Genomic DNA, 26263 nt, shown 5'->3' with positions numbered 1-26263 from the left:
GCGATCTGCCGGGACAGGTCGTCTACGTCGCCGACCTGTCCACCGCGACGCTGCGGCAGCCATCGGTGGGCGTCAAGCCCGTCGACCCGGTCGACTACTACGCGACCGCGGAGATCGAAGCGCAGCTGGACAACTTCTACTACGGCGACGACGGTCTCGAAGACGTCGCCGCCGACCTGGAGAAGAGGCACGGCATCTCGACCCCTCGGCCAAGCCCTCGGACCCGCTCTCGTGCGGGGATTTGCGCGGAGCGGTCAGGACGGCGGGCGTGGAATCGTGGCGGTGGCGGGCTGTCACGGGGATGGTGACCTTCATCGCGCTGAGCGTCTGTGTGACAAGCGCCTTCGACCTCGTCGTGCACCTGGAGACCGTGCTGGGCGGTGGGCGTGCGGGCGCGACGGTGCTGAGCGTGCGCGGCCTGCACGGGTCGGTGCGCGAGTACCGGTCGACCTACATGTGGGAGGGCGAGCGTGCGGGTCGCGCACCGACCGAGGGGGCGGCGCGCGGTAGTACGGTCCGCGTGTACGTCAACCGTCGCGGGGATGCGCATCGCCCGATCCGTGCCGTCTCTGGTCGCGGTGGCGCTGCTGGCGGGCTTGGCTTGGGTGCTCGAACGGATCCGTCGGCACTGTCACCCGGATCCGGGACGACCGCGGAAGCCGCGCCTCGTCCCGGTCGCCGCACCGAACCGGACTGAACGGCGCGCGCGGCGGCGCCGACGAGACGCCGGTGGCGACGGCCGATACCGGGACCCCGCGGCCGGTGGGTGCCGGGGCGCACCTGTCAGTGGCCCCGCGCGGTCCCGGACTCCCCCGAGTGATGTGCTCAAGTCCGGGACCGCGTGGGGGATCGTGCTCAGCCGAGGCGGAGCATGATCTTGCCACCGCTGCCGCCGGCCGCGGCGCGGTCGAGGGCGGCGGGGGCGTCGGTCAGGTCGTAGGTGGCGGCGATGAGCGGCTCGAGGTCGAGGCCGGTGGCGAGGGCGCGTACCGCGTCGGTGATCTCGTCGGCGAAGCGGTAGGAGCCGATCCAGGTGATCTCGCGGGTGACCAGGTCGCCGAGCGCGGCCGGGGTCGGGGTGCCGGGCAGGTTGCCGACCTGGACCAGCGTGCCGCCGCGCGCGGTGGCGGCCAGCACCGCGCCGAGTGCGCCCGGCACGCCGGAGGCCTCGAGGACGAGTTCGGCGTCGGACGGCAGCGTGCCGCCGGACCGCAGGTTGATCACCTCGGTGGCGCCGAGTGCGCGGGCCGTCGCCAGGGGCGCGTCGGCCACGTCGGCGGCGGTGACCGTGGCCGCGCCGGCGAGGCGGAGCGCGGCCACGACCAGGCAGCCGATCGGGCCGGCGCCGTTGACCAGCACGTCCCGGCCGGTGACGTCGCCGGCGCGGGAGACCGCGTGCATGGCGACCGCGAGGGGTTCGGCGAGCGCGCCGTGCCGGGTGGAGACGCCGTCCGGCAGCGGCCGCAGCTGGTCGGCGCGGACGACGACGGCCTCGGCGAAGCCGCCGTCGGTGTGCGGGTCGAACGCGGCCGAGCCGAGGTAGCGGACCCGCGTGTTGAGGTTGGTCCGGCCGGCGAGCCGTGCGGGCAGCTCACCGGCCGGGGACGCGGGGTGCACGGCCACCGGCACACCGACGAGATCGGGCGGGACGCCGGGGCCGGTCGCGGCGACCCGGCCGGCGATCTCGTGGCCGAGGATCAGCGGGTGCCGCACCGTGGCGGTGCCGGACGCGCCGTGTGCGTAGTAGGAGACGTCGGAGCCGCAGATGCCGCCCCACTCGACGGCCACGCGCACCTCGCCGGGGCCGGGGGCGGGTACGTCGAGCGAGTCCACCCGGACGTCCCGCGGGCCGTGCACGACGACGGCCCTCATCGGGCGTCCTCCAGCCGGACCAGGTCGCGGCCGCGGGTCTCCGGCGACAGCAGCGCGGCGACCAGGGTGATCGCGGAGTAGGCGATGAGCATCGCGGCGATCGGCCACCAGTGCTGGGTCCACGCGGTCAGCGCGGCGGCGGTGACCGGGCCGATCGCGGTGGCGAGGATGCCGCCGATCTCCTTGGCCAGGGCGAGCTGGGTGAACCGGGTGCGGGCCCCGAACAGCTCGGCCATGGTCACGCTCTCCAGGGAGAACAGGCCGAGCACGCCCACGTTCAGCGCGAGGATCATGCCGGCCATGATGCCCGCCGTGGTGCCGCCGGTGATGAGAAGCAGCAGCGGTACGGCCAGGATCATGGTCGCCACGGTCAGGCCGATGTACACCGGGCGCCGGCCGACCCGGTCGCCGAGCAGGCCGATCAGCGGGACCGTCGCGAAGCCGAGCAGCGAACCCCAGACGATCGAGGTGGTCGGCACCGAGCGGTCGACGAGCAGGTCGGTGGCGATGTAGCCGACCAGGAACGTCTGCACCAGGCCGGAGTTGCCGGCCTGGCCGAAGCGCAGCCCGAGCGCGAGGAAGAAGGCGCGGCCCTTGCGCTGGTGCAGCGCGGCCTCGACGGTCGAGGAGCCGTCGACGGCGGACAGCGCGACGGCCTTGCCGTCCACGACGTCGGCGCGCTGTTCGAAGACCGGGCTCTCCTTGAGCGAGCGCCGCATCCACACCGCGAAGATCATGAGTACGAAGCTGAGCAGGAACGGCAGGCGCCAGCCCCAGCTGAGCAGCTGTTCCTCGGTGAGCACGGCGAGCAGGATCGCCCACAGGCCGGACGCGGCGAGCGTGCCGGAGTTCGTGCCGAGCGACACCAGCGACGCGATCAGGCCGCGCCGGCGGACCGGTGCGTACTCGGCGAGCATGACGGTGGCGCCGGCGATCTCCGCGCCCGCGCCGAAGCCCTGGACCAGGCGCAGCACGACGAGCAGGATCGGCGCGAGGATGCCGATCGTGGCGTAGGTGGGCAGCACGCCGATCAGCGTGGTCGACGCGCCCATCATCGCGATGGTGATGAACAGGACGCGTTTGCGGCCGATCCGGTCGCCCATCCGGCCGAAGTAGATCGCACCGGCGAGCCGGGCCACGTAGCCGACGCCGTAGGTGGCCATCGCCGCGATCAGGCCGATCGCGGGCGAGACGTCCGGGAAGAAGATCTGGTTGAACACGATCGCGGCGGCCAGCGAGTACAGCTGGAAGTCCATGAACTCCATGGCCGTGCCGAGCCACCCGGACACGGCGGCCCGGGTGAGGTCCTTGGTGCTGCGCGTGACCGGCGTGGCCGGCGTGGGTGCAGCGGATGTATCGGTCATCTGGAACTCCGTCGTAACGTCAAACCGGGAGAGAACGTCAGAATTCGATGCGCCCGTCACGGAGGGCGGGCAGCCGCGCCGCGACCGAGTTCACGAGCTCGGTGCGGTCGGCGAGATCAGGTGCGCCGGCCAGCCGGAGCTGAGCGGCGACCAGATCTGATAAATCGCGATAAATTCCCCAGGAGTGCGCCAGGTCGGCGCCGAGGGGGTCGGGTGCGGCGGCGTCCGGGCGGGTGGCGTGCACCCAGCCGGCCAGCGCCAGTTCGAGGATCGGGGCACCGGTCGCGCGCAGCACGCCGAACCAGCGCTCCGGAAGCTTGCGGGACCCGTCGGTGGCGATCTGCCGCAGCGAGTGCCGGATGCCCGGGTTGCCGAACCGGTCGACCAGGCTGTCCGCGTACTCGGCCGGGTCCGGGCCGCCGGCCGGCAGCGTGGGCCCGACCTCGGCCGCGAGCCGCCGGACCAGGCGCGGGCCCCACTCGGTGTCCATCGTGTCCGCGATCGTGGTCAGGCCGGCGGCCGCGCCGAGGTAGGCCAGCGCGGAGTGCGCGCCGTTGAGCAGCCGCAGCTTGGTCAGCTGGTAGGGGGTGACGTCCGGGACGATCAGCGCGCCGTCGAGTTCCCAGCGCGGCCGGTCCGCGGCGAACGTGTCCTCGATGACCCACATCCGGTACGGCTCGGCCGCGACCGGCATCTCGTCGCGCAGGCCGAGCGCGGCCTCCGCGACGTCACGGTCACCGGCCACCGTCGCGGGTACGATCCGGTCCACCACGGTCGACGGCCAGGCCACGCCGGTGCCCAGCCAGGTGAGGAAGTCGTCGGGGGCGCCGGTCGCGATCGCGAGGTCGCGGACCACGCCGTGCAGCGCGGCACCGTTCGCGGCCATGTTGTCGCAGGAGATCACGGTGAGCGGCGCGCCACCGGCGGCGTGCCGGGCCCGCAGTCCCCGGGTCAGTGCGCCCACCACCGTACTCCCGTGGTCGGTCTGGAGATCTAGATGCCCGTCAGGGGTACGGAAGTAGCCCTTCTCGGTGATCGTCAGCGTGACCACGGTCGTCTCGGTCGCGGTCAGCAGCCGCGCGACCTCGGCCGCGTCGTCGGCCAGGTGCAGCGCGCCGGAGAGCGCGCCACACACCCGTACCGCCGCGTGGTCCGGATTTTTTGTGATCACCGAGTAGAGGTGGTCCTGGGCGCGCAGTGCCGCCACGGTGTCCCGGGAGCGGGGCGCGACCGCCACGATGCCCCACGGTTCGCCGGTGCGCGCCGCGACCGCCTCGGTCCACACGGCCTGGTGCGCGCGGTGGAACGCGCCCAGTCCGAAGTGGAGGATGCGCGGGGCGGCCGGTGGCGCGAGATCCGTCATCGTGGCCCTGGAGAGCAGCACGCGCGTCACCAGTCGTGCATCGAGCCGTCGAGGCGCCGCGCGACCGGCAGGTACTTCGCGTCGTACGGGAAGCGCGCGGCCACCTCGTCGTCGTAGCTGATGCCCAGCCCCGGCTCGTCCGACGGGTACAGCATGCCGTTCGCCAGCCGGGGCGTGCCGCGGAACACCTCGTACGTCTCCGCGGTGTGGCCCATGTGCTCCTGGATGCCGAAGTTCGGCACGGAGACGTCCACGTGCACGGCCGCGGCCACGGTCACCGGCGACAGGTCGGTGGCGCCGTGCGAGCCGGTCCGCACGCCGTAGAGCGCGGCCAGGTCGAAGATCCGGCGCAGGTGCGTGATGCCGCCCGCGTGCACGACCGTGGTGCGCACGTAGTCGATGAGCTGCTCGGTGATCAGGCCCTGCACGTCCCAGATCGAGTTGAGCACCTCGCCGGTCGCGATCGGCGTGGTGGTGTGCTGCCGGATCAGCCGGAACGCCTCCTGGTTCTCGGCCGGCGTCGGGTCCTCCATCCAGAACAGCCGCAGCTCCTCGACGCTCCGGCCGAACCGGGCCGCCTCGATCGGGGTGAGCCGGTGGTGAACGTCGTGCAGCAGGTGGAAGCCGAACCCGAAACGGTCACGCACCTTCGCCAGGTAGCCGGGCGCGAAGTCGAGGTACGCCTCGGTGCTCCAGGCCTGCTCGTCCGGCAGGTGGGTGGCGGCCGGCTCGTAGAGCTGCCCCTTGCGCACGCCGTAGCTGCCGCTCAGCCCGGGCACCGCGGCCTGCGCGCGGATCGCCTGGAAGCCCTGCTCCTGGTAGCGGGCGACGTCGTCGAGCAGCTCCTCGACGTCGGTGCCGCTGGCGTGGCAGTAGACCAGCACGCCGTCCCGGGAGCGGCCGCCGAGCAGCTGGTAGACCGGCAGCCCGGCGACCTTGCCCTTGATGTCCCACAGCGCGACGTCCACCGCCGCGATCGCGGTCATCGTGACCGGCCCGCGCCGCCAGTAGGCGCCCTTGTAGAGGTACTGCCAGGTGTCCTCGATGCGGGCCGGGTCGCGGCCGATCAGCAGCGGCGCCAGGTGGTCCTCGAGGTAGGAGGCGACGGCCAGCTCGCGCCCGTTGAGCGTGGCGTCGCCGAGGCCGGTCACCCCGTCCGAGGTGGTGATGCGCAGCGTGACGAAGTTGCGGCCCGGCGACGTCACCAGCACCTCGACCCGTTCGATCGTTGCCACCGGATCACTCCCTTGTTACGCGCTTGTAAGCAGGTACTTGTATACAAGTGGTGGTCGGTCAGAAAGTCAAGCATTCGGTTCACCTATGCTGGGAGCCGTGGCGACCGACGGGCGTAAACGGACAAACCGGCAGACGGTCTATGCGACGCTGCGCCGGAAGGTCCTCACCATGGAGCTGCCGCCCGGCGCCGCGCTCAGCGAGAACGAGCTCGCCGCCGCGCTCGGCGTCAGCCGCACCCCGGTCCGGGAGAGCCTGATCCTGCTCGCCGAGGAAGGCCTGGTCCAGGTGTTCCCGCAGGTCGGCTCGTTCGTCTCGCGGGTCGACCCGGTCCGGGTCGCCGACGCCCAGTTCATCCGCGAGGCCGTCGAACTGACCGCGCTCGACGACCTGCCGCCGGACCTCGACCCGGCGCTGCTCGACGACCTCGAGGACAACCTGCGCCGCCAGGACCGTCCCGGCATCACCGTCGAGGACTTCTTCGCGCTCGACGAGGACTTCCACCACGGCCTGCTCAGACTCAGCGGGCACGGCGCCGCCTGGGCCACGGTCAGCGCCGCCAAGGGCCACCTCGACCGCGCCCGCCGCCTCGGCCTGCACGACGCCACCCCGCCCGCGGTCAACGCGGACCAGCACCGCGCCATCCTCGACGCGGTCCGCCGCCGCGACCTGCCCGCCGCCCGCACCGCCATGCGCCACCACCTGCGCGCCGTCTTCGCCGACGTCGAACGCATCCGCGCCCGCTCCCCCGAGCTGTTCGCCTCCAACGGCGGCACGGCCCCGGTCCGCCGCAACATCGTCGTCTGGGACTGAGCCGCCGGCGTGACGTGGCTCTCCGCCGGAGTCGTTCACGTCCACGGGCGCGCGGCCGATGAACCACCCATGAGTCTCGTACGCCGGATGGCCGGCTGGCAGTGGTGGCTGCTCGGTGGCGGGCTGCTGGCCGCCGTCTACCGTTCGCTGCCGGCCGAGAGTCCGTGGAGTTGGGCCGTGTACAACCTGTTCGGGCTGGCCGCCGCCACCCTGATCGTGCTGGGCGTCCGGCGGAACCGGCCGGAGCGGGTGATGCCCTGGTACCTGTTCGCCGCCGGGCTCACGCTGTGGGCGCTCGGCGACGTCGTCTACCAGGTGCAGTACTTCGTGCTCGGCTGGGACAGCTTCCCGGCCCCGGCGGACGTGCCCTACCTGCTCGCCTACCCGGTCTTCGCGGCCGGGGCGTACCGGCTCATCGCGGGCCGGATCTCCGGGCGGGACCGGGCCGGGCTGCTGGACGCGGCCATCGTCTCCACCGGACTCGCGCTGCTGGCCTGGTCGTTCCTGATGCGGCCGATCGCCGCGGACGAATCGCTCACCGTGCTGCAACGGCTGGTCGCGCTCGCGTACCCGGCGGGTGATCTGCTGCTGCTCGTCATGGTGGTCCGGCTGGCCACCACGCCGGGCGCGCGGACCACCAGCTACCGGCTGCTGATGGCCGCGATCGGCGCCCAGCTGGTCAGCGACGTCGGCTACGCCACCGTCAACATGTTCACCGTCTACACCGACGGCGTACTCGACTTCGGCTGGATCCTGATGTACCTGCTGTGGGGCGCGGCCGCGCTGCACCCGTCGATGCGGGCGCTGTCCGAGGTCGCCCCGGACCGGGCCGAACGGTTCACCCGCGGACGGCTCACCCTGCTCGCCGCCGCCTCACTGCTCGCGCCGGCCGTGCTGACCGTGCAGGGCTTCGCCCACCCGGCGGCCATCGACTGGCCGGCCATCGCGATCAGCTCGGCGGTGCTGTTCCTGCTGGTCGTGTGCCGGATGGGCGGCCTGGTCGCGCGGGTGCAGGACCAGGCCGCGCAACTGCGCGCGCTCGCCCACAACGACCAGCTGACCGGCCTGCCCAACCGGCGGGCCTGGGACCTGGAACTGAGCCGGGAGATGGCCAAGGCGGTGCGCAGCGGCGCGCCCGTGGCGGTCGCGCTGATCGACCTCGACCACTTCAAGAAGTACAACGACACGCACGGCCACCCGGCCGGCGACCGCCTGCTCAAGGAGGCCGCGGCGGCCTGGCGCGAACGACTGCGGCCCGGCGACCTGCTGGCCCGCTACGGCGGCGAGGAGTTCGGCGTGCTGCTGCCGGGCGTCACCGCGGACGAGGCCGCGGTGCTGCTCGACCGGATGCGCACGGTCACGCCGTACGGCCAGTCGTTCTCCGCCGGCGTGGCGCTGTGGGACGGGCACGAGGTGCCGGAACAGCTGGTCGCGGACGCGGACCGGGCGCTCTACTGGGCCAAGAACGACGGCCGCGGCCGCACCGCGGTCACGGACGGCGGCATGTCACCCCGCGGCCACGTCGGCGACGCCCGGCGGCCCGCCGACGAGCACGCGCCCGCGCGAGGCTGACCGGAGCCGTGGCGGCTCACTCGTCGAACGGCGCGGCCATCAGCACGTCGTCCACCGTGGGCAGGCCGAACCCGGGGATGTGCCGGCGGCCGACCTCGGCGAAATAGTGCATCATCACGCCGGCCGGCTTACCGGCGCAGAGCGCCACCATCGTGTCCAGCGCGTCCCTCTTGAAACCCAGCCGCGGGTACGCCGAGAGGATCTCACCGAGTGCACCGTCCGGCAGGTGCTCCAGGCCCATTCCGGCGAAGTCGAGCCCGGAGCCGAGCGCCACGATCGCGATCTCCGGGCGTTTGCGCAACGCGATGCCGCCGGACGTGTGCAGCGCGATCGCGTCCCAGACCACGTCGACGGTCTCCGCGGGCGTGCCCCGGCCGGCGAGGAACCGCCGGGCCGCGTCCGCGCCGTCGACCTCGAACCGTTCCGCCGGTGACCAGAACGACTCGAGCAGACCCAGATCGTGCAGCAGACAGCCGACGAACGCGATCTCCTCGTCGAACGCCGTACCCGTTCGCCGCAACTGGATCGCGCCGAACAGGTACGTGCGCATCACGTGGTTGACCAACACCGCCGGCATGGTGTCCCGCGCGAACGCCGTCGTCTCCCGTGCCAGTCGCGTCCGCGGAACGCGGACGCCGGCCACCTCACCGAACTGATCCATGCCGAAAACCCTAGGCCGACCGGCGTGCTGCGAACCCCCGTGATCCGGACGAGAAGCGACGGTTTCCCGCCGTGTCGGCATCTTCCCGCGGTGCGAACCGAGGAGCCTCGGCAACCGCGATCGAGCCCTTCGGCTCCGGCGCAACTCGGACCACGTCGGGAGACCAGCCACTCGGCCGCCGCAGCACCAGACAGACCGTTCAGGCACGGCGTACGGCTCACCGACCCGGGGTCGCGCCGGAGGGCGCGTCCTGATCTGGCCGACGGACGAAGTCCGCTGCGATTCGTACGCTCTGGGCGACGACCATCATCGTGACGGTTCCGGCGGCGGTCTCGGCGTCCCACGCGAACACGTGATGTGTCTCGTCGGCGGTGACCTGCCGGGCGAACTCCCTCTCGGCCGGCGTCGCGGGCCGGAAGACCGGGTGGTGGAACAGGTCCGCGCACGCCGCCCACGCGACATCGACGAAGGTAACCTCGACGCTGTGGTGATAGGTCAGATCGTTGTCCGCTACCAGGCGGAGCCCGGCCGCGTCCCAGCCGGCGACCTGCCAGTCCCACCACCGGTGGCTCAGCTCTTCCAGGTCACGCATTCCCCGACCATCCCTGATGCGGCACCCGCCGCACCGCGGCCAGCCGGGACCGCGGCCGGTGCGGGGGCGGCCGGTGTCACGGAGCCTCCACGCTGGAGATCCGGTACTTGTGGACGTCGGCGCCCCGCAGCGGGGGCAGGTCGGCCGGTGGGGCGCCGGCGGCGCGGAACCGGTCCAGCCGGTCGTCGGACTCCCAGCGCTCGAAGACGGTGATCCGCGCCGGGTCCAGCGGGTCCGCGGCCTGCGTGAAGTCCAGGCATCCGGGCGTGGCGCGGGCCCGGCGGGTCACGTCCGCGACCCCGGCCAGGTAGCGGTCGCGGTCGGACGGCTGGACGTGCAGCGTACCGGCGATGATGATCAAAATGTCTCCTCGGCGGGGCGTCGTGGGTGTGCGTCCCGACGATGCCACGTTCCGCCGCGCGACGGCGTACCGGAAGCGGACAACGGGACGTTCTCGATAGTGTCGCGATCATGGACGTTGTCGTGGTGGGGGCCGGGGTGGCGGGGCTCGCGTGCGCGCGGGCGCTGGTGGACGGCGGGGCGCGGGTGCGGGTCCTCGAGCGGGGGCGGGTGCCCGGTGGGCGGCTGGCCAGCAAGCGGTACGACGGGCGGTACGCGGACATGGGCGCGGCCTACCTCGTCGCGGACGATCCGGGCTTCACCGCGCAGGTCGCGTCGTGGCAGACGCGCGGGCTGATCCGGCCGTGGACGGACACGCTGCGGGTCTATCCCGGCGGTGCGCCGACGACCGGGCCGGTGCGGTGGGCGGCGCCGGGCGGGCTGCGGTCGCTGGCGGCCGACCTCGCCGACGGGCTCGACGTCCGCTGCTCGCAGCCGGTCGACCGGCTGCCCGCGGACGCGGACGCGGTGGTGCTCGCCGTGCCGGGACCGCAGGCGCTGCGCCTGGACCCGCCCCCGGCGATCGCGGCGGCGGCGCGGGCCCAGGTGTGGCATCCGGTGATCGCGGCGGTCCTGCGCTATCCCACCCGGGAGTGGGACGACCTGCCCGGCGCGTTCGTCAACGACCACCCGGTGCTCGCCACCGTCTGCGACGACGGCGACCGGCGCGGCGACGGCGCACCGGTCCTGGTCGCGCACTCGACCGCCGCCCTGGCCGCGCGCCACCTGGACGACCCCGGAGCCGCCGGGCCGGTTCTCGCCGCCGCGGTCGGTGAGCTGCTCGGCCTGTCCGCGCCGCCGGTCGTGGACGTGCACCGCTGGACCTACGCGCAACCGGACGAGGCCACCGACGCCCGGTACGCGGTGGACGGTGACGTCTGGCTCTGCGGTGACGCGTTCGGCCGGCCCCGGGTGCAGACCGCCTGGCTCTCCGGCCGCGCGGTGGCGCACGCGCTGCTCGGCTGAGCACCGGCCGGCCCGGCGCACCCGACCCACGTGCCGGGCAGCCGACGACCGTCGCCGATCAGCAACCCGACGGCGCGCATGGTCAACGCGATCGCCGCGGCGCTCGCCCAGGATGGGTACCGGTTCCATCTGAGCGAGGAGTGGGTATGACGGCTGTCCTTCTGCACGGTGTCCCGGAGACCGGCGTCATCTGGAACGGTCTGCGCCGCGCGCTCGCGGCGGACGGCGTGGCGACGGTCGCGCTCCGGCTGCCCGGCTTCGGCGGTCCACGGCCCGCCGGCTTCGGCGCGACGAAGGACGAGTACGCGTCGTGGCTGGCGGCGACGCTGCGCGACTTCGACGAGCCGGTGGACCTGGTCGGGCACGACTGGGGTGCCGCGATCGTGCTGCGGACCGTGACCGCGTTCGACGTGCCGGTACGCAGCTGGGCGATGGACTGCGCGTCCGTGGCCCACCCCGGGTACGTCTGGCACGACATGGCCCGGGCGTGGCGGACGCCCGGGCGCGGCGAGGCGTGGATGGCGGACTTCGTGGCCGGACGGCCCGGCGAGACCGCGTTCCTGCGGGACGCGTTGCTGGCCGCGTGCCCGGACCCGGCGGACGCGGCGGAGCTGGTGGCGAGCCTCGACGACACGATGGCCGACTGCGTCCTCGATCTGTACCGCTCCGCCACGCCCAACCTGCACGCCGGGTGGGCGGCCGAGCTGGCCCGCCCCGCGCCGGTCCCGGGTCTCGTGCTCCGCGCGACCGCCGACGACTCGGACGACCCGGCCACCTCCGCCGAGGTCGCGGCCCGCCTCGGCGCCCGCACGGCCGAACTGCACGGTGCCGGCCACTGGTGGATGATGCAGGACCCGGCGGCGGCCGCGGCCGTACTCCGCTCGTTCTGGACGTCGCTGCCCTGAGCCGGACGGTGACGACCGGCGGCCGTACGCGGGCGCCCGATGTCACGTACCCGCGGGTGTGCGCGGAACCCGGGCACGCCGGACGTGGGACGAGCGCCGGTCGTCACCGGTCGGCCGGGTCCGGGGTGGCGCGGAAGCGGATGTCGAGGACCAGCGGGCCGGGGCGCGGGACGAAGCGGCCGCGCGGCGGGTAGCGGGTCAGCAGGACCGCGGCCGTCACCGCGAGCATCCAGAGCGGGGTGTGCGTGCCGGGCACGGCCATCACCGCCATCAGCGGGCCGCAGACGCCGGCGCAGGCCACGCCGTGCCGGGCGCCGAAGTGCAGCGCGCCGCGGGCGGCGCGCCAGCCGGTGGGCGGCAGCGGGACCGTGCGGTGGCAGGCGCGCATGCACGCTCTGCGGGCCGGGAGCAGCTGCCAGAGCGCGGCCAGCACGATCAGCGTGACCAGCAGCGGCAGGCGGGGCGGCACGGCGAGGACCGGGATGAGCAGCGCACCGGCGGCGGCCCAGACCGTGACGTACCCGGTGAGGAAGTAGGTCATCGCGCGGAGCCGCCGGCGGCGCAGGCTGTTGACGGCGACGTGCCGGACCGCGGGCAGCACCACCGGGACCATCATGGCCACACACATCAGCACCCATGACGGCAGCGTCGGCGGGGTCGCGTGGTGCGCGGCGGGCTGCGCCAGCAGCACGGCCCAGGCGACGAGCGCGAGCAGCATCGCGGGCCAGTGGGGGTGGCTCCGGGCCGCGCGCGCGACCCGGAGCCGGAGTGCGAGTGCGAGTGCGGTCATCGGTAGAAGATGCTGACGCGGCCGATGGTGACCGGGACGGACTGCGCCTCCACGGCCGCGTCGGCGAGCGCGGCGTCGGCGGACGCGCGGACGTCCGGCGGGATCTCGACCACGACCGGGCGGAACGAGACCGCGGCGCCCTGGTCGGACCATTCGCCACGGTCGCGCAGGTCCGCGACCCAAGCGGAGATGTCGAACGTGCGGCGGAAGCCGTGCGGGCCGTCGCCGGCCGAGGTGGCGCGCGTGACGTGCTCGATGCCGAAGAACGACACGTTACCCACGTGGTACGGGACCGCGTCCGGCGAGCCGATCGGGCGCACGTACACCTCGTAGACGGTGGCGGGTGACCGCTCCGCCGCCACGTCCTCCAGGTTCAGCAGCACCTGGGCCGGGGCCGCGGCGGCGGTGCGGCGGCCGGCGGCGGTCGGCCCGTCGATCGGGACCTCGACGCGGACCGGCGTGCCGGCCAGCGTGATCGGCCGGTCGGACGCGCCGACGAACTCGGGCTCACCGTCGGACGGGGCACTCATGATCGGCTCCTGCATCGCGCGGGCGCCGGGTGCGACGCCGTCCTGATAGACGTACCCCAGGTGCAGCGCGGTGTCGACCATCTGCGCGTTCGTGATGGTCACCCGGTCACCGTCCGCGTCGTAGAACGGCCACGACTGGTTGCGCCAGGCGGTGTCGGCCGGGTCGGCCCGGCCGCCGCCGAGCGCCAGCCACGACGACCACAGCCGGTCGACGTTCGCGTGGTGCAGCCAGAAGATCGGGTCGAGCGCGGCCAGGTCGGGATCGCCCATCCAGCCGCCGATCAGCACGTGGATGCCGTTGTGCGGGGTGAACTCGAGCTCGCCACCCAGGTTGAAGAAGTGCTGCGGCGTGGTGCGGCCACCACCGAAGCCGGGTGCCGGCGGCGGCGTGAACGTGGTGTGCGCCATCGCCCGCGCCGCGGTGGTCGACGTGGACGGCAGCGTCGCACCGTTGTTCATGGACGGGTTGCGGTCCGCGACGAACAGCGGGTTCGGCGAACCGTCCGGCATGGTCCGCTCCCGGAACGCGGGCGGCAGCGCGGCCCGGCCCGGGATCGCGTAGTTCCAGTACGGCAGCGCCCAGTCGGCCGGGCCGCCCTGCGCGATCACCTCGGCCCGGACGATCTCCTCGAAGTAGTAGAGGTAGCCGCGGTGCCAGGGCAGGAAGTACCAGCTGCCGTGCTGGCACTCGTTCCAGATCGCGCCGGCCGGTGGCTGCCCGGTCCGGCCGTGGATCGCGCCCTGGTACTCCCAGCTGCGCGGGTCGGTCAGCGGGCGGGCCTGCATCGCGCGGACCGCCCGCGCGTAGGCCAGCGTGATCGGGTCCCACGGACCGTCGGCCTGCAGTTCCCAGATGTCGCGGCGGATCCGTACCCGCTGGAACGTGCCGTCGCCGTTGTTGTGGGCGGTCCAGACGCCGCCGTCGCCGAAGCCGACGATGTCCGGCCGGCCGTCGCCGGTGACGTCGGCGAGCACACGCGGGTGCCGCTCCACCCGCCAGCCGCCGGCGTCGTAGGCGAAGTTCGCGATCACCATGCGCGCCGGCCCGAACGTGCCGTCGCCGTTGTTGAGCGACACCCACACGCCGCCGTCGCCGAACCCGACGATGTCGGCGCGGCCGTCACCGGTCAGGTCCGTCACGAACCGCGGGTGCCGCTCCACCCGCCAGCCGCCGGCGCCGTACGCGAAGTTCGCCAGCACCATGGTGGGCGTGCCGAAGCCGCCGTTGCCGTCGTTGCGGGACACCCACACGCCGCCGTCGCCGAACCCGACGACGTCCGGCCGGCCGTCGCCGGTCGTGTCGGCCAGGAGCCGCGGGTGCCGCTCGACGCGCCAGCCGCCCGCGGTGTGACCGAAGTTCGGCACGGCCAGCACCGGGTCGGCGAAGGTGCCGTCGCCGTTGTTGCGGGCGACCCAGACGCCGCCGTCGCCGAACCCGACGATGTCGGCGCGGCCGTCACCGGTCACGTCCGTCACGAACCGCGGGTGCCGCTCCACGCGCCACCCACCGGCGTCGTAGCCGAAGTTCGGCACGGCCAGCCGGGGCGCGCCGAACGTACCGTCGCCGTTGTTGAGCGACACCCAGACGCCGCCGTTGCCGAAGCCGACGAGGTCGCCGCGGCCGTCGCCGGTCAGGTCCGCGACGAACCGAGGATGCTGCTCCACACGCCAGCCACCGGCGGAGTAACCGAAGTTGCGGACCGCCAGGCGCGGCTCGGTGAAGCGGCCGTTGCCGTCGTTGAACGACACCCACACGCCGCCGTCACCGAAGCCGACGATGTCCGGGCGGCCGTCGCCGGTGATGTCCGCGAGGACCCGCGGGTGCCGGTCGACGCGCCAGCCACCGGCGGTGAAGCCGAAGTTCGTGACGCCGAGGAACTGGTCGTTGAACGTGCCGCCGCCCTTGTTGGCCGACACCCAGGCGCCGGCGTCGCCGAACCCGATGATGTCCGCGACGCCGTCCCCGGTGAGGTCCGTGACGAACCGCGGATGCCGTTCCACCCGCCACCCACCGGCGGTGTACCCGAAATTCTCCAGGACGAGTTGCATCTGTGCCCCCCTAGCACTCGTGGACGAATCCACCCCCAGCTTGTGCCGGGACCGGCCCGCGGGAGTGCGTCGAGTCCCTGATCGGACATGATGTATCGGCAGCTCCTGCCGGATGACGGAATCGGGGGCCGGATCAGCCGATCGGGGGTGGGTCCGTCGGGCGATGCCCCGGGCGCCGGGCCGTGGGCAGGATGGGGTTCCGCGATTCCCGGGAGCCGCCATGACCGAACCGCCGGTCGTCACGATCACGGAGCAGTCCCGGTCCGGTGACACGTTCCACGCCACCGTGGAGTTCACCGGCGACCCCTACCGGCACGCCGTCACCGTGCGGGACCCGGCGGACCGGGCGCCGGCCGCGTACGGCACCAGCCTGTTCGGTCAGGTCTTCACGGGCCGGGCGCTGCGGCGGTACGCACGGCTGGGCGACGGCCGGCTCGTGGTCTCCGGCACCGCGGCGTTCCACCGGCTGCACTGGGAGATGATGCGCGACCCGCGCGACGACCACCCGCTGTCCGTACGCATGCGGTTCGAACGCCGCACCCACCAGGAGGCGGAGTACGCGCCGCTGCCGCCCGGGCCGAGCCTGGCCGTGCTGGTCGTCGCGGCCCGTCCGTTCGGGAGTGGACCGCCGACGGTCTCCCGCACGCTGGTGACCGCGGCCTGGGACGCGTCCCCGCCGCTGCGCGTCGGCCTGTCCCGCCCCGGCACCTGGCGGGCGTTGCACGAGCACCTGGCGGACGGCCGGTACGAGGCGGTCCACGCGGATCTCGCGGGCGTGGTCCTGGACTGGGCCGGCCTGCAGGCGGAGATCGACGCCGGGCGGTTCAGTCCGTCGCTGCCGATCCCGCCGTACCGGGGCGAACAGGGTTTTCTGCTGTTCGAGACGCGGGCCGACGACGTCGCCGATCCGGTGCCGGTCGCGGACGTCGCACGCCTGCTGCGGGACAACCGGCTGGCCGTGGCGGTGCTGACGTTGCCGGGCAGCGGCGGCGACCTGGCGCAGCGCCTCGCCGCGGCCGGGGTGCCCGTGGTCGTCGGCATGACCGCACCGTCCGCACCGGACACGGCCGGGCGCATGATCACGGACCTCTACCGCGGCCTGGCGGCCGGAGACACCCCAGGTGAGGCGGTACGCCGCACGCGGCAGCGCCTCGACCCGGCGCGGGACTGGCGGTTGCCGGTGCTCTACCAGCAGCGCGACGTCACGATCACGCTGGCCGAGCTGAGCGAGTCCGAACGGGCCGCGTTCCACGAGTCGCTGACCCGGGGCGGTCCGGAACCGGCCGAGGTGCGCGGCCGGGACGCCGACGTGCTCGCGGTCGAGCGGCGGCTGTTCTTCCGCGGCGCACCGAACGAGCTCGTCCTGCACGGCCCGGCGGGGGCCGGGAAGACCTGGCTGCTGCGGCTGCTCGCCTGGTGGTGGCAGCGCACCGGGCCGGTGTCGCGGGTTTTCCGCTTCTCACTGGACGAGCCGGACGTGACGCCACGGACGATGGTCGAGTGGATCGCCAGCGGCCTGGCCACGGCCGAGGGTGCGGCGACCGCGGAGATGGCCTGGCCGGCGCTGCTCGGCGGCGTGGTCCGGCGACTGCGCGACGACCGGCACCTGCTGATCCTCGACTGTGGTGGGTACTCGCTGCGCGACCTCGACGACGACGGCGAGGAGACGTACCGCGCGGTGCTGACCCGGCTGCGCGGCGGTCGCACGCTGGTGCTGATCGGCTCCCGTTCGGACGAGCCGTGGCTGCCCACGCCCACGGTGGCCCGCTACCGGGTGAGCCCGCCGGTGGCCGCCGCGGGCGCCCCGTCCGGCACGGCGGCCCGGCCGCACCGGCGCGTCCGGGCCGCGCTGGCCGGCGGCGCGCTCGTCCTGCTGCTCGCGGGCACCGGTCTGCTCGCGAACCTGGTGGACCCGCGCGGTTCCGCCGGCCCGGCCGGGCTCCCCACCACCGGGCCGGCCGGGATCACTCCCACCGGCTCGGCCTGGAGCACTCCCACCGGCTCGGCCGGGGGCGCCAGCGGTGAGCCGGCGCGGCCGGCCGTGACCGTGGACCCGCAGTGGGCGGACGGTGCCGTGCAGGCGCCCGGGGTGCGGATCACCGCGCCGTCGCCGGGCGCGGGCGTGGAGGCCTGCATGCAGGTCAGCGGCACCGCGGACGGGCTCGCGCCGAACGAGACGATCGTCGTGGCGATCCGGCGGGCGGACCGCTTCACCGGCGAGCCGTTCTTCCTCCACCGGGTCGTCGGCTGGGACGAGCCGGTTCCGCCGGCGACGTGGACGGCGCGGGTGTCGACCGGTAACGCGATCTGGCAGGAGTTCGACGTGATCGCGCTGGTCGGTGACCGGGAGCGGATCCGGGCGGCCTGGCCGGCCAGCCGGAACATGACCAGCGCGACCGAGATCGAAGGGCTGCGCCGTGGCGCGGCGATCCGGGTGGAGCAGACCGGGTCCTCGTCCGGCTGCTGAACCGGCCGCCGGCCGGGCGCACTCGGCCGGCGGTCAGGCGCACTCGGACGGGCCGCGGCCGGGCACCCGCTTCAGCGTGATGTGCGCGGCGACCGTGGCGCCCGCCGGGTTGTCCGGCGCGTGCCAGCCCTTCTCGGCCGCCGCCCGGACCGCCGTCCGCACCTCGGCCAGGTCCATGATCAGCACCTCGGCCCGGAACCGCTGGCCGACCGAGCTGTCGCCGGACCCGAACCACTGGCTGCCGGACCACTCGGCCAGGTCGCCGGGGTACTCCCAGTCGTCGACGACCTCGAAGTAGCGTTCCGGGCTGCCGTTGTCCACGTTGCGTACGCCCAGCACCAGGGTCTTGTCCTCGGGCAGGCGCGCGGTGCCGCGGAACACCTCGCACTGGTGCACCTCGCCGTCGTCCACCGGGTGGATCAGCTGGGCGCCGATCTCGGGCACCGGCGACGCCACCGGGTCGGCGGTGGTCCGGTCGTCGGCGCATCCGGTGAGGGCGAGGGCGGTCAGCAGCGTGGCCGCGGCGGCCCGGGTCGGTCGGATCATGACTGCTCCATGTCGGGTGTCGGGTCAGGACGTGGTGGCCACGCGCGCGGAGATCTCGATGACGCCACCGGGCAGGCCGCGGCGGGGGAACGGGTCGCCGTCCACGTCGGCGTCCCGGTTCGCCGCGAGCCAGGTCCGCGCGTCGGCGGTCGTCGCGGCGACCAGGACGAACGCGCGCCGGTTGCCGGGCAGCCCGGAGCCGTGCCGCAGCACGACGCCGTACGTGGCCGCGTGCACCTCGGTGTCGACCGGCCGCTTCGCGAACCAGTCACCGGCGGAGTTCAACGTCATGATCCAGTACTCGACCGGGGGCGCGGCGGCCACGCACACCTCCACCAGGACCTGTGGTGTCTCGCCGGTCGGGCTGGCCACGCCGAGCTGGGCGTCGTCGCCGTCGCAGGTCTCGCGGGGATCCGTGGTCGGCGTCGGCCGGCCGGTCGGCGAACCGGTCGGGCCCGGCGTGGTCCCGGTCGGGCCGGGCGTGGCCGGGCTCGGATCGCCGGTCGGACCGTCCGGCACCGGCGGCGTGCTCGGCGGCCCGGACGTAACCGGCGGCCGCGACCTGGCGGGCCGCGCGGTCGGCGGCTGTTCGGTCGGCGGGTCCGGCGTCGTCACCGTCGGCGGCGTCGGTGGCGTCGGTGGCGTCGGTGGCGGGGACGGAAGTGGCGGGGACGGAGGTGGCGGGGACGGTGGCGACGGTGGCGGCGCGGTGCCGGGCGGCGGGGACGACGGTGCCGGGCGGTACTTCGTGACTCTCTCGGCGTCGTCGCCGTGCACCGCGTACGCGTACGGGCCGGTCACGTCGTCGAACCAGACCAGCTCGCCCGACCGCCGCACCTGGAGCTCCGCGCCGCCGCCCTCGGTCAACGTCAGCGTCTCGTGCGGCGGCAGCCCGTCCGCGAGCCGGAAGCCGTGCACCCGCGCGCCCGCCGCCTCCGGCACCCAGATGTGACCGGCCGTCACCACCGGTGCACCGGCGTCGAAGGTCAGTGCCCGCCGCAGCGCCGCGCCCCGGCTCAGCACCACCAGGTCGCCGCCGGCCAGCAGGGCGAACGCGCGCCCGTCCGGCCCCGCCGCGAACGCGCGCCCGTCGCCCGGCGCACCGTCGATCCGGGTCCCGGCCGCCGGACCGTCCAGAGTGGTCACCGCGCCCGCGCCCGGTTCGTACCCGGCGACGCCGTCCCGCAGGCCCGCCAGCAGCAGCGGACCGCCGCCGTCGCGGACCCGCGCGCCGCCCGCGCCGTCGACGCGGTCGACCACGCCGTCCGGGTCCGCCAGGTAGAGCGCGTCGTCCGACGTGGCGGCGCTCCGGACCGTACCCGTGCGGTGGGTCGTCAGGGGCCGGAGGCCGTCGAACGCGGCGACCAGGCCGTCGCGGACCAGGTAGACCCGGGACCGGTCGGCGTGGACCGCCGCGCCCTCGGTCGGCACCCGCTCCGGCCGCACCCGGTGGTCACGCGGGCCGACCGCGGTCAGCGCCGACCCGTCGTCGACGACCAGCGTGCCCGGGAACGGGTGCACGCGCACGCCCGCGCCGGCCGCCGGGTACGCGATCGCGTCGACGATCTGCGGCCCCGTCTCCGGGACCAGGCCGTTCGCGTGCACGAGCCGGCCGTCCGCGGACGGCAGCCAGGTGCTGGCGCTGCCGAACGCGGGCTCCGGGCGGTCACCGGGCAGCAGCACCGCGGTCGTGACGGTCAGCGCGGCGGGCACCGCGAGCGCGAGCGCACCGACCCGGCCGTGCACCCGGCCCCACCGCAGGATCCCGCTGGTCATGGCCCCGAACTGTACGGACGGGCCACCCGGACTCCGAGGCCCGAGCGGACGAGGGTGCACGCGGATCAGGTGCCCGGGTGACGGTCGATGCGACCTGATTGGACGCCGATCGGCTGACCGGTCGTGATCAGACCACCACGCGGCGCTGTCGAGCCGTTAACGTCGGCACCCATCCACGCACCGTGACGGAGGCAGGATGTACTTCACCGAGTTCGTGCGGCACTTCCACGCCCTGACCGGACAGGTCGGACGCTCGCTGCTGGGCAAGCCGGAGCAGGTGCGCCGCGCGGTGACCTGCCTGCTCGCCGGCGGTCACCTGCTGCTCGACGACGTGCCCGGCGTCGGCAAGACCACGCTCGCGTCCGCGCTGGCCGGGCTGGTCCACGGCGGCCGGAGCACCCGCATCCAGGGCACGCCGGACCTGCTGCCCGGTGACATCCTCGGCGTGTCCGTGTTCGAGCGGGACCGGGGCGGGTTCACGTTCCACGACGGGCCGATCGTGGCGAACGTGGTGCTCTTCGACGAGATCAACCGCTGTGCGCCGCGCACCCAGTCCGCGCTGCTGCAGGCGATGCAGGAACGGCGGGTCAGCACGTACCGGCACGACGCGCCGCTGCCCGACCCGTTCATGGTCATCGGCACCCAGAACCCGCAGGAGACGCTCGGCACGTACCCGCTGCCGGAGGCCCAGCTGGACCGGTTCCTGATGCGGATCACGCTCGGCTACCCCGCCCGGGACGCGGGCCGTGAGCTGCTGCGCCGGCACGGACGGCGGTCCGCCGTACCGGGGCCGTCCGCCGGGCTGCGACCGGAGGAGTTCCGCGTGATGATCGACGTCGCGCGGGCCGTGCCGGTCGCGGAGGCGGTCTACGACTACGTGTCCGACGTGGTCGAGGCGACCCGGGCGCCGGAGACCGGCATCGCGCTCGGCGCCAGCCCGCGGGCGAGCCTGGACCTGCTGGCCGCGGCGAAGGTGCACGCGCTGGCGCGCTGCCCGGAGACCGAGGCGGAGCAGGTCTACCTGCGGCCGGACGACGTGCGCGCGGTCGCGGCCGACGTGCTCGCGCACCGGCTCGTGCTCGCCGGCCGGGACGGGCACCCGGTCGCGGCGGCGCAGCGGGACGCGGTCACCGCACTGCTGCGCACGCTGCCCGTACCCGCCTCGGTACCGGCCTCGGTGCGGCCGTGACCGGCAACGGCGTGCTCACCGCGACCACCGCCACGATCTCATTCATGATCTTCGCACGGTACGGGTACCCGTCCGCGCTCGCGGCCGCCACGGTCCTCGCGGCACTGCTGGTCACCGGGCTACCGGTCCGGGCGCTGCGGGGCGCGCGCCGGCCGCTGCTGGTGACGCTCACCTGCCCACGGCACACGGTCACCCGCGGCGAGACCGTCCCGGTCCGGGTGGCGTCGACCGGACGGGCCGAGATCCGGCTGCGCGTCACCGGGCTGCCCGCGGTCACCGTGCGCGCCGGCGACGTGTGGGAGTCACCGCCGCTGCCCCGCGGCCTCGTCACCGTCACGGTCGAGTCGGTCGCGGACGTGGGGGCGCTGGCGCTGTGGCGGTGGCGGCTGCCGTACGAGGCGACCACGCTGACCGTGCGGGTCCGGCCCCGGCGCGTGGCGCTGCGGCCGCCACCGGAGTCCGTCAGCGACACCGACGACGGGCGGCCGGCACCGATCGGCGCGGGCACCGGCGCGGTCTTCGCCGGGCTCCGCGAGTACGAGGCGGGCGACGACATCCGGCACATCGACTGGGCCGCGTCCGCCCGGGCCGCGGACGACGACGTGCTGTACGTCCGCCAGTTCGGGCCGTCACTCGCGGACGGCCTGCTGATCGTGCTGGACCCGGCGGCCGGGCCCGCCTTCGAGACCGCGGTCGACCTGGCGTACTCGCTGGCCGCCGCGGGCGGGCACCTGGCGGTCCTCGGCCGGGCCGGCGTCCGGCACGGTCCCGGCGACGCGGAGGAACTGCTGATCGTCCTGCGCCCGGACCCGGCCCCACCGCTGGCCGCCGGGCTGCCCGGAGCGCCGGTGGTGGTCACCGCGGACGTCACCCGGGCCGCGCCGCTGCGCGGGACGGCCCGGCTGGTCCTCGCGGTCGGCTCCGGCGAGCCGGCGACGGAACGGCCCGGTGTCCCGGCGGGCGCCGGGCAGCCGGCGGTGTCTTGGCCCGGCGTCCGTACGACCGGTGGACCGGTCGTAGCGGACCGGCCCGGCTTCCGTGCGGCCGGTGGGCCGGTCGTGCCGGACCGGCCCGGTGTCCGTGCGGCCGGTGGGCCGGTCGTGCCGGTGGCGGACCTGGACGAGGCGCGCGTGGTCTGGGATCGATGGGCGGCCCGGTGATCGCGGGTCGGTGTGCCGTGGGACTGGGCGCGGCGGCGGGCGGGCTGACGTTCGCGGCCGCGTTCGACCCCGGCGGCCGGGTCCTCCTCGTGCCGCTCGTCGCCGCCGCGCTCGGCGTCCTGCTGGTGCCGCCCCGCGCCTGGCCGCGCCGGGCACGCGTCCCGCTGCTGATCCTGGCCGGCCCGCTCGCGGGCCTCGTGCCGCTCGCCGTCACCGAGCACTGGGCGGCGGCCGGACAGTGGGCGGCCGCCGGGCCGTGGACCGCCGCCGGGCCGTGGACCGCCGCCGGGGCGCTGCCGCACGGCCCGGGCGCGGTGCTGCGGCTCACGCTGCCACTGCCGCCGGAGCTGCTGAGCGTGCCGGCGCTGCTGACCGGGCTCGCGGCCGTCATCGGCGTGCTGATCGCCCGAACGCACCCGGCCCAGCTGGCCGCGCTCCTGCCGGCGGCGGCGGTCGGCGGATACGGGACGGTCGCGGCCGGACCCGGCGCGGACCAGCGCCTCCCCGTGGCGCTCGGGTTCATCGCGACCGGCCTGCTCGTCGTGCACGGCGCCGTGCGCCGGTCACACACGAACACGTCTCGGCAGGCGGCATCCGCGGAGGAACGGCACGGACACGCGGAGGCGCGTCCGGGAGACATGGACCGGCAACCGGGACGGGTGGGCGGGCGAACCGGCCGGGAGCGGGCGCGCGCCGTCGCCGCCGGGCTGGTCGCGGTGGCGGTCGCCGGCGTGCCGCTGGCCCGGTTGCCCGGTGCCGTGCCGGCGCACGCGGTAGACCTGCGGACCCGCGTCGTCGCACCGGAACGGTCACTGACCGGTTTCGACCTGATCGATCACGTCGCCGGCTGGCTCGCCGAACCGTCCCGGGAACTGTTCGTGGTCGAGCGCGGCCCGTCCGACGTCACCTGGCGGCTGGCGGTCTTGGATCGATACGACGGCGACACCTGGTCCTCGGACGCCCGTTTCACCCCGGCCGGGCTCGGCGTGCCGCCGCACACCGGCCCGGTTCCGCCCGGCGCGGCCGAGACCCAGGTGCGGATCACCGACCTGGACGTGCCCTACCTGCCGGCCGTGGACCGTCCGATCCGGATCGCTCCGCCGGTCGACGCGGTCGACTCCGTCGACGGCGTCCTCATCGCGGCCGCACCCCCGGCACCGGGCACGACCTACCGGGTGACCTCGGTCCCCCGCCCGGCAGCCGCCGGAACACCGACGGCCGCCGGCCAGCCCGGCGACCCCGCGGCCGGATCGCCGGGCGCGCCCGTGGCCGGCCGGCCCGGCACTCCCACCGCCCGCACACCCGGCGCCACCACCACCGGCCGGCCAGGCGACGCGACCGGCGGCCAGGGCGGCGACACCGCACAGGGCCGGCCCGGCGACGCCAACCGGGCACCCGGCAGGCTGCGGGCCGCCGCATCCGCCGATCCGCCGGTCGGCGGCGCGCCCGGCGAGGACGTCAACGGCGGCCGGGGCGGCGAGGCCGGGCGGCCCGGCGGTGCCGGAACACGGCCGGCCGGCGTGCCCGCGGCCGTACCGCCGGCTGATGTCGCCGGGGGTGGCGAGGCCGGGGACCTGGCGGTGCCGGGGGAGCTTGTCGCGGACCTGCGTGCGGTGACCGCCGGGGCGGACGGTGCGGCCGACGTCGTGCGGGCGCTGCGGGCCGGTCGGCGCAACGTCACCGGCGCGCCCGTCTCGGCCGGGATTCCCGCGCTGCGGACGTTGCTCGCGCCCGGTGGCACCGGCACCGGCGTGCAGTTCGCGGCCGCGTTCGCGCTGGCGATGCGGTACCTCGGCGTACCCGCGCGGCTGGTCGTGGGGTTCGAGCCGGGTGCCGGGCGGGCCGTCGTGCGGGCCGGTGACGTGCGGGTGTGGGTCGAGCTCAAATTCGCGCGGGCCGGTTGGGTGCGCCACGACCCCGCACCGCCGCCCGTCCCCGCCGGGCAGCGGCCGCCCGCGCCGCCGCCGGACGCCGCCGTCGACGAGGCACCCGCGCCGCCGCCCACGATCGTCGAGACCACTCCCCCGCCCGGTCCGGCGCCGGCCGGTCCGGCGCTCCGCTGGTTGCTCGCGCTCCTCGCCGTGGTCGGCACCGCGTTCCTCGGCCGCCGGTTTCTCCTCCGTGCGTGGCGTCGCCGGCCGTTCGGCGACCCGGCCACCCGCGTGCTCCGCGCGTGGCACGAGGCCCGCGACGCCGTCGCCGCCGCCGACCCGTCCCGGGCGGCCGGCACGCTGACCCCGGCGGACGTGCTGGCCGCCCTCACCCGCGACTCCGCGGGCGGCACCGGCGGGCCGCACCGCGCCGGACCCGGCCCGCAGCGTGACGAGCGCGGCCTTGGGTTGTCGGGCGCCGGGATCGACGGGGCGCCCGTCGCGGACGACGACGGTGGCGGCGCGCCCAGCGGGAACGCGGCCGTCGCGGAACCGCCGGGTGCCGTGCTCGCCCGGCTGGCCGATCGGGTGCTCTACTCGCCGCACGCCGGGGTCGTCCGGGCCGACGTGCGGCCGGCGTTCCGGGACGCGGCGCGGGTGCGGGTCGCGCTCCGGCGGCGTTGAGCTCACATCCGGGGCGTACCGGCCGAACAGGTCGGCATGAGGGCACGCCTGCTGAGCGCGGCCGGGCTGGGCGTGGGGCTGCAGGCGGCGCTGATCGTCACCCGCTTCGCCCAGCCGCTGCTGATCACGGTGAACGCGCTGGCGGTCGTGGTGGCCACGGCCGCGCTGTGGCTGCTCGGCCGGCGTGCCGTGCGGGCACGCGGGCGGGAGCGTGTGGCCTGGGGCACGGTCGCGGTCGCGATGCTGCTGTGGCTGCCGGCCACCGTCCTGAACCTGCGGGTCGCGCTGGCCGGCATGGCCGGGGAGCCGCACCTGCCGCAGTTGCTGCTCGGCACCGGCGGGGCCGGCCTGGTGCTGCTCTGCCTGCTGGTCGGGCCGAGTGCGTCGCTGCCCTGGCGGGACCGGTTGCGGTTGACGCTGGACGGCGCGATGGCCGCGGCCGCGCTGTTCGTGCCGGCGTGGGCGTACCTGTTGCGCCCCGCGTACGAGAGCGCCGGCCGGTCGCTGACCACGCTGATCGCGGTCGTCGTCTGCACGCAGCTCGCCGCGCTCGCGTTCGCGCTGGTCCTGCTGTCCCGGCACCGTGGCACGAACGCGTTCACGATGCTCGCGGCCGCGTCGGCGGTGTCCGCCGCGGCCTCGGTCACGTACTGCGCGCTGATCGTTCACGACCGTGCGACCGAGCTGGCCGCGGTGGGCGCGCTGAGCACGCTGGCCGCGTTCATGCTGATCGCGATGACCTGGTATCCGATGCCGGAGACCGCGCCGTGGAGCGGCGCACCGAGCGGCCTGTCCGCGACGTTGCCGTACCTGCCGGTGCTGTCCGCGGTCGCGGTGACCGTGCTGCTGCGCCGCAGCGGCGGCTTCGACGACACGATCTTCGGGGCGATGTGCGTGGTGTTCGGGCTGGTGCTGCTGCGTCAGGCGGTGGCGCTGCACAGCATCACGGTGCTGCTGGCCGAGGTGGAGCAGAAGCGCGCCGAGCTGCAGCACCGGGCCACGCACGACGACCTCACCGGTCTGAGGAACCGCTCCTACCTCTACGAGCGCGCGGCCGGCTGGGGGCGCGCCCCGGTCTCGTTGCTGCTGCTGGACCTGGACGGCTTCAAGGAGATCAACGACCGGTACGGCCACGCCACCGGCGACGAGGTGATGGTCGAGGTGGCCGGCGTGCTCACCGCGCTGGTCCCGCCGCACCACACCGTCGCCCGGCTCGGCGGCGACGAGTTCGCCGTGATCCTGGAGCCGTCGCCGCCGCCGGTCGAGGCCGCGAAGTTCGGCGAGCGCCTGATCGCCGCGATCACCGCCAAGGGCCGGGTCGGTGCGAGCCTCGGCCTCGCCTACGAACCGACCGGCCGCACCACGCTCGGCATGCTGCTCAGCGACGCGGACGCGGCGCTCTACAAGGCGAAGGCCGCCGGTAAGGGCCGCGTCGCCGTGAACATGCGCGCCATCACGTGA

General features: G+C 75.0%; 21 protein-coding genes. 10 read left to right on the top strand and 11 right to left on the bottom strand.

Going from position 1 to position 26263, the window contains the following annotated elements; genetic code table 11:
* Window positions 1-301 precede the first annotated feature (301 nt).
* On the top strand, window positions 302-697 hold the full coding sequence (locus J2S44_RS38155; protein ID WP_310424668.1) for a hypothetical protein: 396 nt from the start codon (window positions 302-304) through the stop codon (window positions 695-697).
* Between the two features lie 158 nt (window positions 698-855).
* Here J2S44_RS38155 and J2S44_RS38150 read toward each other — a convergent pair whose 3' ends face one another.
* Genes J2S44_RS38150 through manD form a run of 4 tightly spaced genes read right to left on the bottom strand, consistent with a single transcriptional unit; the run spans window position 856 to window position 5834 of the window.
* Entirely contained in the window at window positions 856-1872 is a 1017-nt protein-coding gene (locus J2S44_RS38150; protein WP_310424666.1) for an L-idonate 5-dehydrogenase, read from the bottom strand.
* Window positions 1869-3236: an MFS transporter gene (locus J2S44_RS38145; RefSeq protein WP_310424664.1), complete on the bottom strand. Its 1368-nt coding sequence runs from the start codon at window positions 3234-3236 to the stop codon at window positions 1869-1871. Before J2S44_RS38145 ends, J2S44_RS38150 begins: the two co-directional genes overlap by 4 nt.
* A 37-nt stretch (window positions 3237-3273) precedes the next feature.
* The gene (locus tag J2S44_RS38140; RefSeq protein ID WP_310424662.1) at window positions 3274-4629 is read right to left on the bottom strand and encodes a mannitol dehydrogenase family protein; all 1356 of its coding nucleotides are present in this window, start codon (window positions 4627-4629) and stop codon (window positions 3274-3276) included.
* Complete coding sequence (gene manD / locus J2S44_RS38135; RefSeq protein ID WP_310424660.1) at window positions 4626-5834, bottom strand: D-mannonate dehydratase ManD; 1209 nt, start codon at window positions 5832-5834, stop codon at window positions 4626-4628. The genes J2S44_RS38140 and manD overlap by 4 nt, the downstream gene beginning before the upstream one ends.
* Window positions 5835-5931: 97 nt before the next feature.
* Here manD and J2S44_RS38130 point away from each other — a divergent pair, with 97 nt between their 5' ends.
* Window positions 5932-6645 (top strand): GntR family transcriptional regulator, encoded by a 714-nt coding sequence (locus J2S44_RS38130; protein WP_310424658.1) that lies wholly within the window; start codon window positions 5932-5934, stop codon window positions 6643-6645.
* A 69-nt stretch (window positions 6646-6714) separates the two neighbouring features.
* Complete coding sequence (locus J2S44_RS38125) at window positions 6715-8217, top strand: GGDEF domain-containing protein (RefSeq protein ID WP_310424656.1); 1503 nt, start codon at window positions 6715-6717, stop codon at window positions 8215-8217.
* Window positions 8218-8233: 16 nt separating this feature from the next.
* On the opposite strand, the gene J2S44_RS38120 is transcribed toward J2S44_RS38125, so the two are convergent.
* The 3 genes from J2S44_RS38120 to J2S44_RS38110 all read right to left on the bottom strand — a co-directional run bounded on the left by J2S44_RS38120 (window position 8234) and on the right by J2S44_RS38110 (window position 9831).
* Window positions 8234-8878: an HD domain-containing protein gene (locus tag J2S44_RS38120; RefSeq protein ID WP_310424654.1), complete on the bottom strand. Its 645-nt coding sequence runs from the start codon at window positions 8876-8878 to the stop codon at window positions 8234-8236.
* Window positions 8879-9095: 217 nt separating this feature from the next.
* Complete coding sequence (locus J2S44_RS38115) at window positions 9096-9470, bottom strand: hypothetical protein (protein ID WP_310424652.1); 375 nt, start codon at window positions 9468-9470, stop codon at window positions 9096-9098.
* A 76-nt stretch (window positions 9471-9546) separates the two neighbouring features.
* The gene (locus J2S44_RS38110) at window positions 9547-9831 is read right to left on the bottom strand and encodes a putative quinol monooxygenase (RefSeq protein ID WP_310424650.1); all 285 of its coding nucleotides are present in this window, start codon (window positions 9829-9831) and stop codon (window positions 9547-9549) included.
* A gap of 41 nt (window positions 9832-9872) precedes the next feature.
* On the opposite strand from J2S44_RS38110, the gene J2S44_RS38105 reads away from it, so the two are divergent.
* Together J2S44_RS38105 and J2S44_RS38100 are read left to right on the top strand one after the other, a co-directional pair.
* Window positions 9873-10835, top strand: coding sequence for an NAD(P)/FAD-dependent oxidoreductase (locus J2S44_RS38105; RefSeq protein ID WP_374727946.1), 963 nt, complete (start codon window positions 9873-9875; stop codon window positions 10833-10835).
* A gap of 146 nt (window positions 10836-10981) precedes the next feature.
* Complete coding sequence (locus J2S44_RS38100; protein WP_310424646.1) at window positions 10982-11740, top strand: alpha/beta fold hydrolase; 759 nt, start codon at window positions 10982-10984, stop codon at window positions 11738-11740.
* 103 nt (window positions 11741-11843) lie between these two features.
* On the opposite strand, the gene J2S44_RS38095 is transcribed toward J2S44_RS38100, so the two are convergent.
* Both J2S44_RS38095 and J2S44_RS38090 read right to left on the bottom strand, forming a co-directional pair.
* A complete protein-coding gene (locus J2S44_RS38095; protein WP_310424644.1) occupies window positions 11844-12530 on the bottom strand; it encodes a copper chaperone in 687 nt (228 codons plus the stop codon).
* The gene (locus J2S44_RS38090; protein ID WP_310424641.1) at window positions 12527-15109 is read right to left on the bottom strand and encodes an FG-GAP-like repeat-containing protein; all 2583 of its coding nucleotides are present in this window, start codon (window positions 15107-15109) and stop codon (window positions 12527-12529) included. Before J2S44_RS38090 ends, J2S44_RS38095 begins: the two co-directional genes overlap by 4 nt.
* A gap of 220 nt (window positions 15110-15329) precedes the next feature.
* On the opposite strand from J2S44_RS38090, the gene J2S44_RS38085 reads away from it, so the two are divergent.
* Window positions 15330-17576, top strand: coding sequence for a CHAT domain-containing protein (locus J2S44_RS38085; protein ID WP_310424639.1), 2247 nt, complete (start codon window positions 15330-15332; stop codon window positions 17574-17576).
* 33 nt (window positions 17577-17609) lie between these two features.
* Here J2S44_RS38085 and J2S44_RS38080 read toward each other — a convergent pair whose 3' ends face one another.
* Together J2S44_RS38080 and J2S44_RS38075 are read right to left on the bottom strand one after the other, a co-directional pair.
* Window positions 17610-18122, bottom strand: a complete 513-nt coding sequence (locus J2S44_RS38080; RefSeq protein ID WP_310424637.1) for a hypothetical protein — start codon at window positions 18120-18122, stop codon at window positions 17610-17612.
* A 24-nt stretch (window positions 18123-18146) separates the two neighbouring features.
* Window positions 18147-19898: a hypothetical protein gene (locus J2S44_RS38075; RefSeq protein ID WP_310424635.1), complete on the bottom strand. Its 1752-nt coding sequence runs from the start codon at window positions 19896-19898 to the stop codon at window positions 18147-18149.
* Window positions 19899-20094: 196 nt separating this feature from the next.
* Between J2S44_RS38075 and J2S44_RS38070 the strand changes: the two genes are divergently transcribed.
* Genes J2S44_RS38070 through J2S44_RS38055 form a run of 4 tightly spaced genes read left to right on the top strand, consistent with a single transcriptional unit; the run spans window position 20095 to window position 26263 of the window.
* Window positions 20095-21087, top strand: coding sequence for an AAA family ATPase (locus J2S44_RS38070; protein WP_310424633.1), 993 nt, complete (start codon window positions 20095-20097; stop codon window positions 21085-21087).
* Window positions 21088-21131: 44 nt separating this feature from the next.
* A complete protein-coding gene (locus J2S44_RS38065) occupies window positions 21132-22247 on the top strand; it encodes a DUF58 domain-containing protein (protein ID WP_310424631.1) in 1116 nt (371 codons plus the stop codon).
* Between the two features lie 17 nt (window positions 22248-22264).
* Window positions 22265-24802 (top strand): transglutaminaseTgpA domain-containing protein, encoded by a 2538-nt coding sequence (locus tag J2S44_RS38060; RefSeq protein WP_310424629.1) that lies wholly within the window; start codon window positions 22265-22267, stop codon window positions 24800-24802.
* A gap of 36 nt (window positions 24803-24838) precedes the next feature.
* On the top strand, window positions 24839-26263 hold the full coding sequence (locus tag J2S44_RS38055; RefSeq protein WP_310424627.1) for a GGDEF domain-containing protein: 1425 nt from the start codon (window positions 24839-24841) through the stop codon (window positions 26261-26263).

Origin of the sequence: Catenuloplanes niger (genome assembly GCF_031458255.1) — a bacterium.
Lineage (GTDB): Bacteria > Actinomycetota > Actinomycetes > Mycobacteriales > Micromonosporaceae > Catenuloplanes > Catenuloplanes niger.
This window is presented reverse-complemented; position numbering and strand designations above follow the sequence as displayed.

Bases quoted from the DNA above. Each gene is read 5' to 3' on its own strand.
- J2S44_RS38085 (WP_310424639.1), top strand. From the start codon at position 15,330: ATGACCGAACCGCCGGTCGTCACGATCACGGAGCAGTCCCGGTCCGGT.
- J2S44_RS38065 (WP_310424631.1), top strand. From the start codon at position 21,132: ATGATCTTCGCACGGTACGGGTACCCGTCCGCGCTCGCGGCCGCCACG.
- J2S44_RS38070 (WP_310424633.1), top strand. From the start codon at position 20,095: ATGTACTTCACCGAGTTCGTGCGGCACTTCCACGCCCTGACCGGACAG.
- J2S44_RS38150 (WP_310424666.1), bottom strand. From the start codon at position 1,872: ATGAGGGCCGTCGTCGTGCACGGCCCGCGGGACGTCCGGGTGGACTCG.
- J2S44_RS38155 (WP_310424668.1), top strand. From the start codon at position 302: ATGGTGACCTTCATCGCGCTGAGCGTCTGTGTGACAAGCGCCTTCGAC.
- J2S44_RS38100 (WP_310424646.1), top strand. From the start codon at position 10,982: ATGACGGCTGTCCTTCTGCACGGTGTCCCGGAGACCGGCGTCATCTGG.
- J2S44_RS38115 (WP_310424652.1), bottom strand. From the start codon at position 9,470: ATGCGTGACCTGGAAGAGCTGAGCCACCGGTGGTGGGACTGGCAGGTC.
- J2S44_RS38055 (WP_310424627.1), top strand. From the start codon at position 24,839: ATGAGGGCACGCCTGCTGAGCGCGGCCGGGCTGGGCGTGGGGCTGCAG.
- J2S44_RS38080 (WP_310424637.1), bottom strand. From the start codon at position 18,122: ATGATCCGACCGACCCGGGCCGCCGCGGCCACGCTGCTGACCGCCCTC.
- J2S44_RS38120 (WP_310424654.1), bottom strand. From the start codon at position 8,878: ATGGATCAGTTCGGTGAGGTGGCCGGCGTCCGCGTTCCGCGGACGCGA.
- J2S44_RS38105 (WP_374727946.1), top strand. From the start codon at position 9,873: ATGCCACGTTCCGCCGCGCGACGGCGTACCGGAAGCGGACAACGGGAC.
- J2S44_RS38145 (WP_310424664.1), bottom strand. From the start codon at position 3,236: ATGACCGATACATCCGCTGCACCCACGCCGGCCACGCCGGTCACGCGC.
- J2S44_RS38095 (WP_310424644.1), bottom strand. From the start codon at position 12,530: ATGACCGCACTCGCACTCGCACTCCGGCTCCGGGTCGCGCGCGCGGCC.
- J2S44_RS38090 (WP_310424641.1), bottom strand. From the start codon at position 15,109: ATGCAACTCGTCCTGGAGAATTTCGGGTACACCGCCGGTGGGTGGCGG.
- J2S44_RS38125 (WP_310424656.1), top strand. From the start codon at position 6,715: ATGAGTCTCGTACGCCGGATGGCCGGCTGGCAGTGGTGGCTGCTCGGT.
- J2S44_RS38075 (WP_310424635.1), bottom strand. From the start codon at position 19,898: ATGACCAGCGGGATCCTGCGGTGGGGCCGGGTGCACGGCCGGGTCGGT.